This window comes from Devosia sp. LC5 (assembly GCF_000735585.1).
Taxonomy (GTDB): Bacteria; Pseudomonadota; Alphaproteobacteria; order Rhizobiales; family Devosiaceae; genus Devosia.
The window spans coordinates 1-11,148 of the sequence record NZ_JNNO01000031.1 but is presented as its reverse complement, the minus strand read 5'-3'; the positions used below and the strand labels follow the sequence as shown (position 1 = coordinate 11,148).

General features: G+C 63.7%; 8 protein-coding genes. 7 read left to right on the top strand and 1 reads right to left on the bottom strand.

Features of this window, described 5'->3' with window-relative positions:
* On the bottom strand, window positions 1-1,299 hold a 1,299-nt coding region (locus tag FF80_RS14455; RefSeq protein ID WP_035101858.1), incomplete at its 3' end, for an oligosaccharide flippase family protein.
* A gap of 133 nt (window positions 1,300-1,432) precedes the next feature.
* Between FF80_RS14455 and FF80_RS14450 the strand changes: the two genes are divergently transcribed.
* The 7 genes from FF80_RS14450 to FF80_RS14420 all read left to right on the top strand — a co-directional run bounded on the left by FF80_RS14450 (window position 1,433) and on the right by FF80_RS14420 (window position 10,988).
* Window positions 1,433-2,590 carry a glycosyltransferase gene (locus tag FF80_RS14450; protein WP_160172838.1) on the top strand — a complete coding sequence of 386 codons (1,158 nt, stop codon included), beginning with the start codon at window positions 1,433-1,435 and terminating at the stop codon, window positions 2,588-2,590.
* Window positions 2,587-3,345, top strand: coding sequence for a polysaccharide deacetylase family protein (locus tag FF80_RS14445; RefSeq protein WP_035101854.1), 759 nt, complete (start codon window positions 2,587-2,589; stop codon window positions 3,343-3,345). Before FF80_RS14450 ends, FF80_RS14445 begins: the two co-directional genes overlap by 4 nt.
* A complete protein-coding gene (locus FF80_RS14440) occupies window positions 3,342-4,436 on the top strand; it encodes a GNAT family N-acetyltransferase (protein WP_052153608.1) in 1,095 nt (364 codons plus the stop codon). The genes FF80_RS14445 and FF80_RS14440 overlap by 4 nt, the downstream gene beginning before the upstream one ends.
* Window positions 4,437-4,492: 56 nt before the next feature.
* Window positions 4,493-5,476 carry a heparan-alpha-glucosaminide N-acetyltransferase gene (locus FF80_RS14435; protein ID WP_052153607.1) on the top strand — a complete coding sequence of 328 codons (984 nt, stop codon included), beginning with the start codon at window positions 4,493-4,495 and terminating at the stop codon, window positions 5,474-5,476.
* Between the two features lie 179 nt (window positions 5,477-5,655).
* The gene (locus FF80_RS14430) at window positions 5,656-7,512 is read left to right on the top strand and encodes an ABC transporter ATP-binding protein (RefSeq protein WP_081917454.1); all 1,857 of its coding nucleotides are present in this window, start codon (window positions 5,656-5,658) and stop codon (window positions 7,510-7,512) included.
* Entirely contained in the window at window positions 7,509-9,404 is a 1,896-nt protein-coding gene (locus FF80_RS14425) for an ABC transporter ATP-binding protein (RefSeq protein ID WP_052153606.1), read from the top strand. The genes FF80_RS14430 and FF80_RS14425 overlap by 4 nt, the downstream gene beginning before the upstream one ends.
* Window positions 9,405-9,686: 282 nt before the next feature.
* Window positions 9,687-10,988 carry a hypothetical protein gene (locus tag FF80_RS14420; protein WP_035101852.1) on the top strand — a complete coding sequence of 434 codons (1,302 nt, stop codon included), beginning with the start codon at window positions 9,687-9,689 and terminating at the stop codon, window positions 10,986-10,988.
* The last annotated feature ends 160 nt before the right edge of the window (window positions 10,989-11,148 follow it).

Sequence of the window (11,148 nt, the reverse complement as noted above, 5' to 3'; positions counted from 1 at the left end):
AGCCCATCCTGCATGCAGCAAAACCAGCGCCATCAGCCCCGTCACGACGATCCATCCGCTCGCCACGCCCATCGCCCGCCAATCCACCGGCATGATCCGGCTCTGTCGATCAGCAATCAGAAAACTCGCCAGCCCTGCCGCCTGCGTCGCCAGCAATGCCCACCCCGCGCCCACCATGCCAAAGCGTGGCACAAGGCTAATCGCCACTATTGCCGCCACCGCCACCATGACCCCGCTGGCAATCACCTCTCGCCGCGCCGATCCGGCAAAATAGATGACCTGCCCAAAGTAATAGGCTCGCAGCGCCAGGAGAGCCGTCCCCGCCACCAGCAATGGCAATATATCAGCACTTGCCTCGGCATAGCCCGGCGCCAGCAACAGTCCCAGCACCGCCGGTCCGAACAGCAGCCAGCTCAGCGCCCCAAATCCCACTACGCTCCACAGCGTCACAAAAGCCCGCCCCAGCGCCGCCTGCCGCACCGGGGCATTGCCCGCCTGCGCCTTGGCCGCCGACATATAGGCCGCCGCAATCGCCTCGCCCAGCACGACAAATCCCTGCCGCACCACATCGACACTCGCGCCATAGGCCGCAACGCTCACCGCGCCGCCAAACCGCCCCAGCACAATCCGATCGAGATTGATCGCGATAGCCCCCGCCGCCAGCGCCCCGATCAGCGGCCAGCCATAATGGACCAGCGCCATCAGGTCCGTCCGCTCCGGCCATACCATCCCATCCCGCCAGATCGTGCGCTTGAGCCCCGCCAATACCGGCCATGCCGCCAGCGCCTGCGCCAGCCCCACCGCCGCCAGCAGCAGCGGCGCCGATTGCGCAACCAGCAGAGCCAGCGTCCCCATGCCCAGCATCAACACCCCGCGCAGCAGCCCCGCCGCCGTCACTTCGGTCACCAGCAAATGCGCCCGCCCGATCTCGACCGCGCCGACATGCATGACAAAGCCCAGCACCAGCAGCGCCAGCCCCAGTGCCTCGGGTGGCCCCAAGCGCCCCGCCGCCACCGCCACGCCCAACCCGAGCATGCCCAACACGCCAATTGCCCCCAGCGCCACCAGCAATCCTCCCACCAGCCGCGCCGCTCTATCTGGTTTGAACACGCCAAAATGGGCATGCATCAGCCACTGGAACAGCCCTCCGAACACAATGAAAGCCGCCGCAAAGCCGATGAGGTAATCGCCAAACACTGCCGGCGCCGCCAGTCGCGTAAAGACCGCCACCGACACCAGGTTGAGCAGTGCCGCCGCCAGTCGTGACGTCAGATAAAGCGAAGCATTCCGGTCGCTCAACTTGGAGGCCGGTCAGTAAATATAGTTGCGTACGTAATATCCAACGAACTTAACCTTCTATTCGTCATGACAATGACAATGCTGGAAAAATTAATGCAAGCTGTGGCCGCTGCGTATTACGGAGGCTGTCAAATTGGCCACAGGCACAATTCGAAACATCGGGCCAATGATCATGCTGGTCCGCGCCCTTGGCGGCGGCGGCGCGCAGAGCGACGCGATCGAATTGGCCAATGGCCTGCGCGCCGCCGGCTGGCCCATCCTGATCGCCACGCTCGACAGCAGCGGTCCGCTGGCCCGGCACATCGCCCCGGGCGTGCCCCTGCTCGATCTGGGCCAAGGCCGCAAATTGCGTATGGCCCGTGCTGTTCCGGCCTTGCTCGCCATGATGCGAACTTTGCAACCTTCCGCCGTCATCGCCTCCGAAGCCGCCGGCAATTGCCTGCTCGCCTTCGCGGCCAGCCGGCTCGACCAAGCCATCCGCCCCAAAATCGTGTTGCGCGAAGTCGCCGCGCCCCGCGCCGCCCGCCGGTCCGATCCCTATTGGCAAAACCGGCTGGCCTATCGCCTGGCGCGGCGCCTTTACCCATTGGCCGATCGGGTGGTCAGCCCCGGCGCCGCCGTGCGCGACGAACTGATCGCCCATTTTGGCGTTGCCCCCGATCGCGCGGTGAGCCTGGGCACCAATGCGGTACTCAGCGCCGCGCGGTTGGCCGATTTGGCCGCGCCCGTCACGCGCGCCAACGATCTCATCCTCGCTATCGGCCGCCTCTCCGCCGAAAAGGACTTCGCCACCTTGATCCGGGCCTTTGCCATGGTGCGGCAGCGGTTGCGCATGCGCCTGCATATCCTGGGCGAGGGCAGCGAACGTCCCGCCCTCGAACGGCTGATCGGCAAGCTCGCGCTGCATGATTGCGTCGAGCTACCCGGTTTCGTGCACGACCCGCTGCCGCGCCTGCAAAACGCCCGCCTTTTCGTGTCCTCGTCCCGCCATGAAGGGTTCGGCAATGCCATTGTCGAGGCGCTGGCCTGCGGCACGCCCGTTGTCGCCACCGATGCGCCCTATGGCCCGCGCGAAATTCTGGGCCGCGGCCACGCGCTGGTGCCGCCCGGCAATCCTCCTTTGCTGGCCGAGGCCATTCTCGAAGCCATCGAGCGGCCCGTCGACCGCGCGGCCCTGCGGAGCCGCGCCGCCGACTTCACCACCGAGCGGACGGTCGAGGCCTTTGCCGCCATGCTGGCCTCCATGGGGCTGGCGCCCGCCACCATCCCCACATACGAGACCACCATATGATCGATTGGACAGATCCCCTTGCCGGCGCTTCGCGGCGGCTGGCCCGCGCCGTGCCGTTCCGGCCCTTTCGCCTGGTTCTTGAGCAGCCCGTCATCTCGTTCAGTTTCGACGATTTTCCTCTCTCCGCCGCCAGCAATGCCGCGCCCCTACTCGAAGCCAATGATGCGCGCGGCACCTTCTATTTTGCCGATGCCCTGGCGGGCAATTTCGAGAATGGCCAGTTGATCGCTGGACAAGATGTGGCCGCAAACTTGGCGGCAAATCGCCATGAAATTGGGGGACACACCAGCAATCACCTCAATGTCCAGCGAGTCGCGCCGGACCATCTTGTTGCCGATGTTGCTGCCAATACATCGGCAATCGCGGCGCTGAGCGGGCAGGCGCCGACCTCCTTCGCCTACCCGTTCGGCGTCGTGTCGCTCCATGCCAAGCGATTGTTGGCTCCTAAATTTGCCGGCCTGCGCGGCATTCAGCCGGGCATTAATCGCGGCTGGATCGATCTGGCCCACCTGCATGCGCAGGAGCTCTATGATGTCTCTTCCAGCCTCGACAGCATCGGAAAATTGCTCGATCAATTGCAGCGTCATGGCGGCTGGCTGATCTTTTACACCCACGACGTCCAGCCTGATCCCAGCTCCATCGGCTGCTCGCCCACCCGCTTGGGCGCGGTACTCGACATGGTGCGCCGCCGCGATCTGGCCATCAAGACAGTGGCGCAAACCTTGCACCAGATCGGGGCTCGGCCCGCATCATGACGCGCCTCAAAGCCATCGCGCCGATGCAGCGCGCCGACGTGCCCGAAGTAGCCGCGCTCTTTCAACGCGTCTTCCGCAAGGGCGCCGCCCCCAGTGCCGAATTCCTCAGCTATTTCGAGGAAAATTTCTTCGGCTCCCCCCTCTATAGCGAGGCAGAAGGCGGCCTCGTGCACCGCGACGCCGATGGTTCCATCGACAGCGCCCTGTTGGTCATCCCCATGCAGGTCCGGGTCAATGGTCAGGTCCTTACCGGCCGGCTGATGAGCAATTACATGACCGACCCGGCCAAGCGCACACGCGGCGGCGCCGATATGGTGCTGACCATCCGCGCCCGCAATCAGGCTTTCTGTTTCTCCGACAGCGCCAACCCGGTCAGCGCCGATCACTGGAAGGCCGTGGGCGGCCACGTCTTGCACATCCAGAGCCTGGACTGGCGCCATATCCTGCGCCCCGCCGCCTGGCTCGCCAACCGCGCCGCCACCAAACTCCCAGCACCACTGGCAGGTCTCGCCAGCCTGCTCGCCAAACCGATCGACACAGCCCTCCGCCGTCTTATCCCCAGTCTCGTGGCACCACCAGGCGGGCAGGGTGCCGCCATGTCACGCGCCGATTTCATCGCCGCGGCCCCCGCCCTCGTCGAGCGCTTCGCTGTCCACCCGGTCTGGAGCGCCCCCGAACTGGGCTGGATGCTCGACATGGCCGCGCTCAACACCATTGATGGTCCATTGATCCTGCGCCAGGTGCGCGATGAAAAGGGCAAGCTCGCCGGCTGCAGCGTCTTCTACGCCCGCCCCTGCGGGGTGGCGCGCCTGCTCAACATTCTGGCGCGTCCGGGGCAGGAGGGCGCCGTCATCGCCGATCTGCTGTCCCATGCCGATTCCATCGGCTGCGTGGGCGTGCAAGGCATGGCGCAACCCTTCCTCATGGAAGCGTTGTGCCGCCGCAAAGGCATCAGCTTTGTGCCGCGCGGCTTTTACTGCATCTCCACCCGCGATCCCCCCATTGTCGATGCCGCCCAGCGGGGCGATGTCTATCTCGGGGGCCTGTTGGGCGAAGACTGGAGCCGCCTGGTCACCGACTTTCACGATTGAACCGGCGCAACAGTCGGGCCATTGTGCCGCCACCAAATCCCTGCCCGAGGGCAAGCATGACTTTTCCCGCCCCGGCAGCGCGCCCGCGCTTTGCCATTATCGACATCGCCCGCGGCGTCGCGATCATCGCCATGATCGCCTATCACCTGTGCTGGGACCTCAGTTATTTCCGCTTTATCGCCGCCGATGTGGGCTATGATCCGCAATGGGTGGCGATCGCCCGCACCATCCTTTCCGCCTTCCTGTTCCTCGTCGGCGTCGGGCTGGTACTCGGCCATGGTCGTACTATCCGCTGGCGCGCCTTCTGGAAGCGCTGGGTCTTCGTCGCCGCCGGCGCCGCCATCATCACCATCGCCACCTATCTCGCCTTCCCCGATAGCTTCGTCTATTTCGGCGTGCTGCATGCCATTGCCCTGTTCAGTCTCATGGCGCTGCCCTTCCTGCGCGCCCCGCTCTGGCTGGTGGCCATAGTCGCCGCCGCCATCATCGCCGCGCACTTCGCCTATGCCGATCCCCTGTTCAACGCCAAGACCTGGTCGGTGCTCGGCTTCTGGACCGTCCCGCCGCCCGCCAATGATCTCGTCCCGATCTTCCCCTGGTTCGGCGTCGTCCTGCTCGGCATTATTGCCACCCGCCAGCTGCTGGCCTCTCCGCTGGCCGGTAGGCTGGCCGCGATCCAGCCAAAAAACCGCCTCGCCATCACGCTTGCCGGCGCCGGCCGCTGGAGCCTTCTGATCTATCTGCTGCATCAGCCGCTGCTACTAGCCGTACTCTTCCCGCTGGCCTCGGCGACCCATCCCGAAATCGCCATGCGGTCAGCCGATTTCCTCAAATCCTGCCAGCAGACCTGCACCAGCGGCGGCACCAGCGCGCCGCTCTGCGTCACCTATTGCCAATGCGGGCTCGAAGGCGTCGAAAGCAACGATTTGTGGAACGCCATCTATACCGGCCAGGTCACCGCCGCCGAGCAGGCCCAGCTCGATGCCAACAACAGGCAATGCTCCGCCTTGATCTATCCTGAGCTCAACCTGCCGCAATGAGAACGCCATTGCGCGCCCTCATGGTCGGACTTTGCGTTTTTTGCTTAGATTCGATCTTGAATGGCAGCGCGAATGAGCGTTTTCTATTGTTGCGAGTTGATTTGTCCTAGCCCCGGATGCAGCCCTTCCTCGCATCCGCCTGGACCCATACATTTAGATATTGAAGTCTGGATACTTCCTTGACCACCAATAAGGCTGGCCGCGTCCGATCACGCGGCGACGCACGGGCCCATGTGGCTGCCGCTCACGCTGGAAAGGGTGAGGGAACCCTGCTGCGGATCGCCAAATTTTCTTTCCGCCATCCCTGGCAGGCGGCCGCCGCTGTCGGCGCCACCATCGTCGCCTCGGTCCTGCAGTTGATGATCCCGCGCCTATTGGGTCACGCGGTCGATCAGGCGCAGGGCATCTTGAGCGTGGGTGCCGGCGATGCCCAGCAAGCCTTGTTCTGGAGCGCCATCCTGCTGCTTACCGTCTCGGTGGCGCGCGGCATCTTCACCTTGCTGCAGAACTATTATTCGGAATCGGTTGGCCATCATATCGGCTACGAACTGCGCCTGGCCTTTTACGAAAAGATCCAGCGCCTCTCCTATTCCTATCACGACAAGGTCCATACCGGCGATCTGATCACCATCGGCCTGCTCGATCTGGATGGCGTGCGCATGTTCTTCGCCACCGGCATGGTGCGCGTCGTGCTGCTCTCGGTACTGATCGGGGTGGGCGCCTATATGCTGCTCACCACCGATATCCTGCTGGGCCTCTTGAGCCTGAGCTTTGTGCCCTTCGTCGCCTGGCGCTCCTCGGTCGCCCAGCTCACCCTGCGCAAGACCTGGCTGGTGCTGCAGCAAAAGCTCTCGGGCCTCACCCGCGTCATGGAAGAAAATCTCGCCGGCATTCGGGTCGTCCGCGCCTTTTCCGGCCAGAAATTCGAGATGGCCAAGTTCAACGTGGCCTCGGCCGAAGCGCTTGAGCTGGCCCATGAGCGCGTCGGCGTGCGCGTCCGCAATACCTCGGCCATGACGGCATCCTTCTTCACCGCCATGGGCCTCGTACTCTGGTTCGGCGGCAACAAGGTCATTGCCGGCGAGATGAGCGTGGGCACGCTCGCCTCCTTCCTCACCTTCATGACCATCCTGCAGATGCCGGTGCGCCAGCTCGGCCTCATGGTCAATTCCTTCGCCCGCGCCTCCACCTGCGGCGACCGCTTCTTCGCCTTTCTCGACGAGCCGCTGGAAATCGACGACAAGCCAGGTGCCGCCGAGCTCAAGGTAACCAAGGGCACGCTCAAATTCGACGACGTGCATTTCACCTATCCCGGCGCCACCCACCCCACGCTCGATGGCGTCAGCTTCGAGGCCAGGGCCGGCCAGACCATCGGCATTGTCGGTGCCCCCGGCAGCGGCAAGTCCACCCTCGCCCACCTCATCCCGCGCTTTTACGATTTGAGCGGCGGCAAGATCACCATTGATGGCCAGGATGTCAGCGCAGTGACGCTGCAATCGCTGCGCCGCGCCGTGGCCGTGGTGCAGCAGGACAGCTTCCTCTTTACCACCACAATCGAAAACAACATCGCCTATGGCGATCCATGGGCCAAGGAAACCAAGATCGAGCGCGCCGCCGAAAGCGCCCAATTGCATAATTATATCATGGGCTTGCCCACCGATTACGATACGGTCGTGGGCGAACGCGGCGTCTCCCTCTCGGGCGGCCAGCGCCAGCGTCTCGCCATTGCGCGAAGCCTTGTGCTCAAGCCCGCCGTCATGGTGTTCGACGATTCCACCGCCGCCATCGACGCTGGCACTGAGCACAGAATCCGAAGCGCAATCCGGCGCTACGCCAGCAATCGGATAACCCTTATCATCTCCCATCGCCTTTCCTCGCTACTGCACGCCGACACGATCCTGTTCCTTGAAGGCGGTAAGATTGTCGAGCGCGGCAGCCATGAGGAATTGCTGGCCTTGGGCGGCCGCTACCGCGCGCTTTACGACCTGCAGACCCGCCCCACAGATGACATCGAAATCGGGAGCGCCGCACAATGAGCGTGATGGATGAAGAACGCGAAGTTGCAGCCTTTCCCGGCCAGCGTCCCCCGCGCGCCAGTGTCGGCAGCCATCGCATCGAAGAAGAGGTCTTCGGCGCCGCCTATGACCCCAAGACGGTCCGGCGCATCTGGGCCTTCGTGCACCCCTATCGCAAGCGCATCTATCTCTCCGTGGCGGCGGTGCTGGTCTTCACCATCACCCAATTGGCCATCCCGCTGATCATCGGCTGGGCCATCGATAGCGGCATGACTGAGGGCGGCAGCGCGGCCAATCTGGGTTGGGCTGTGTTCGCCTTCGCCGTCGCGGTGCTGTTCAATTTCGGCGCCTCCTATATTCAGGAAACCGAAGTCGGCCAGGTCGCCGAAAACGTGCTGTTCGACATGCGCCGCGCCATGTTCGCCCAGCTGCAGCGCGTTTCGCTCAGCTTCATGGACAAGACCGAAGTCGGCCGCCTGATGAGCCGGCTGCAGGGCGATGTCAATTCCATGCAGGAATTTCTCGAAACCTCGGTGATTTCGGTCGGTGACATGGTGCTGCTGGTCGGCATTGTCGTCGTGCTGCTGACGCTCGATTTCCGGCTCGGCCTGCTCACGCTCTCCACCATGCCGATCCTGTTCATCGTGCGCATCTTCTGGCTGCCCCCGGCCAAGCGCGCCTTCATGGCCGCGCACGAAACCAATTCGGTCACCGCCGGCGCCATGGCCGAAGGCATTCATGGCGTGCGCACCGTGCAGAATCTGGATCGCCAGAAGGTCAATTTCGACCTCTATGACGACAAGGCCCACACCAATCTGCTGACCCAGCTCACCGGCTCGCGCTTTGCCCAGGTCATGGTCCCCATCGTCGACAGCCTCACCGGCATCGCCATGGCGGTGGTCGTGGTCGTCGGCGGCTCGCTCGTGCTCAATGGCGGGCTCGAAATCGGGGTCGTCGTGGCGTTCCTGTTCTACATCCAGCGCTTTTTCGACCCGATCCGCTCGCTCACCATGCAATATTCGATCATGCAGCGCGCCATGACCTCGGGCCGCCGCATCACCGAAGTACTCGACGTGCCGGTCTCCATCGAGGACAAGCCCGATGCCAAAGTGCTGACCGGCGACATGGACGGTTCGGTCGAGTTCAAGGACGTGACCTTCGGCTATCGCGAAGATCGTCCCGTGCTCAAGAATGTCAGCTTCAAGGTCAATCCGGGTGAAACCGTTGCTCTCGTCGGCCCCACCGGCTCGGGCAAGACGTCGGCCATGTCCCTGGTCCACCGCTTCTACGAAGTGCAGTCGGGCCAGATCCTGGTCGGTGGCCACGACGTCCGCGACGTCACCCAGGAATCCCTGGGCGAGCAGGTCGCCATGGTGCTGCAGGAACCGTTCCTGTTCACCGGCACGGTGTTCGAAAACATCCGCTACAACAAGGCCAGCGCCACAAGCGACGATGTCATCGCCGCGGCCAAGGCCGTCGACGCGCATGATTTCATCATGCAAATGCCCGGCGGCTATGACGGCGTACTCGAACAGCGTGGATCCAACCTCTCGCTGGGCCAGCGCCAATTGCTCAGCTTCGCCCGGGCCCTCGTCGCCGACGCCAAGATCCTGGTGCTCGACGAAGCCACCGCCAATATCGACAGCTACACCGAACGGCAGATCCAGAAGGCGCTGCTGACCCTGCTCGAAGGCCGCACCGGCATGGTGATCGCCCACCGCCTCGCCACCATTCGCGGCGCCGATCGCATCATCGTGCTGCAAAATGGCGAATTGATCGAAACCGGCAATCACGACCAGCTCATGGAAAAGCACGGCCTCTACGCCAAGCTCTACAACATGAACTATGCCAGCTTCGATGACATCCCCGACGAGCTGGTCAGCCAGGCCAACGCCAAGGCCGCCAGCACCTGAGCAGCCATGGGTAGGTCAATCGCAAATGCCGGTCTCACCTCGCCCCTCAGGGGAGAGGTCGGCGCGTAGCGCCGGGTGAGGGGTGCGATGCTACAGCACCCACAATGTACCCAGCATCGCACCCCTCACCCTGGCCCTCTCCCCTGAGGGGCGAGGGGACGCAGGAGCGGATACCGGATGGCGATACCAGTCTTAATAAACACTGCCCGTAGCCCAAGCTCCAGGGGCTGACAGGCGTCTCACTCCTGCTAATCTCGCCAAACCAGTTCCGAGGGTCCCTTCATGCGTCTTGCCATTCTCGCCGCCGCGCTGCTCGCCACCACGCCCGCCTTTGCCCTCGAAGCCGTCACCTATAAGGGCACGCTGGGCGGCCACGACATCGTGGCCGAGCTGGTCGCGCCCGCGGCGGGGCAATTGACCGGCCGCTACAGCTACCTGGCCAAGGGCGGCGATATCCCGCTCGACGCCAATGGCAGCGTCGGCACCGCGGCCATCACCATGCTGGAAGAAGCCCCCTGTACCGAAGCCACCTGTGTCCAGAGCGATGACGGCAATGTCGAAACGCCGCCCATCGGCGGCATGTGGTCGGTGACGCTGTCCGGCGATGGCCTCTCGCTCACCGGGGACTGGACGCCCATGGACAAGTCCAAGAGCCTGCCGATCACTCTCACCGAAATCGGCCGCCGCACGCTGCCTGACGATGCCGACATCACCCCCTATGGCCTGCGCGACAGCACATTCGAGCTGTTCTACGGTGAAGGCGCAATCTTTGCGCCCCACACCGCGCCCTATGATTTCGCCAAGATGGAAGTGGTGATGGAGGAGGGCGCCACTGAAACGCTGGAAGGCTCCACCTTCCATTACGTCGCCGACCCGCGCACCAAATTCCCCTTCCCGCGCATCCTGTCCCTATCCGACGGCTCCTCGACCCAACTTGCCAACGAGGCCCTGGAACGCCGCCATGCCGCGATCAATTTCTTCGCCTTCGATTGCATGGCGCAGGTCTATGCCGGCTTCGGTGCCAATGAATATTCCTTGGGCATGGGGGCGGGCACGCTAGGAGATTACGACAGCGAAAACATCGTACTCACCTATCTTTCGCCCACGGTGATGAATTGGGTCGAATCCGGCAGCACCTATTGCACCGGCGCCCATCCCAACAATCACAGCGACACCTATATGGTGGACACCAGGACCGGCGAACCCTTCCCGCTGGCCAAGGTGTTCAAGAATTGGGTGGCCAGTTTCAAGATGGGTGATTACGGCGCCGAGGTGGATCAGGCGGCCGCGCTCGAGGCGCCCGGCGACTATGCCTGGACCGCCGGCCAGTCCCTGATCGACTATGTCATTGCCCATCGCGTCTCGAGCGGCGACGCGCAATTCGAGGACGAGTGCGGCATCAACGACCTCATCGCCTCAAACCTGGCCCTGCGCTTCGTCCCCGGCGACCAGGTGCTCTTCACCCTCGAAGGCCTGCCCCACGTCAACTTCGCCTGCAGCGAAGACCTGCTGACCGCCAAGCTGAGCGACATCCCGGAACTCCTGGCGCCCACAGCCAAGGATTATTTCCCCTCGCTGAAATAGCCCATCGGCTCCATCCCATATGGCCTCGCAACCACCAGCCCAACACCTCCCTCTTGTGGGGGAGTGTTCACTTTGGACTTCTGACCGAGGGGCCCTTTTGCTTCCCTCCCCCTTGAGGGGAGGGATCGAGGGAGGGGGTCGGCGAGCTTCAGCGCCCGAA

Bases quoted from the DNA above. Each gene is read 5' to 3' on its own strand.
- FF80_RS14425 (WP_052153606.1), top strand. From the start codon at position 7,509: ATGAGCGTGATGGATGAAGAACGCGAAGTTGCAGCCTTTCCCGGCCAG.
- FF80_RS14440 (WP_052153608.1), top strand. From the start codon at position 3,342: ATGACGCGCCTCAAAGCCATCGCGCCGATGCAGCGCGCCGACGTGCCC.
- FF80_RS14445 (WP_035101854.1), top strand. From the start codon at position 2,587: ATGATCGATTGGACAGATCCCCTTGCCGGCGCTTCGCGGCGGCTGGCC.
- FF80_RS14420 (WP_035101852.1), top strand. From the start codon at position 9,687: ATGCGTCTTGCCATTCTCGCCGCCGCGCTGCTCGCCACCACGCCCGCC.
- FF80_RS14435 (WP_052153607.1), top strand. From the start codon at position 4,493: ATGACTTTTCCCGCCCCGGCAGCGCGCCCGCGCTTTGCCATTATCGAC.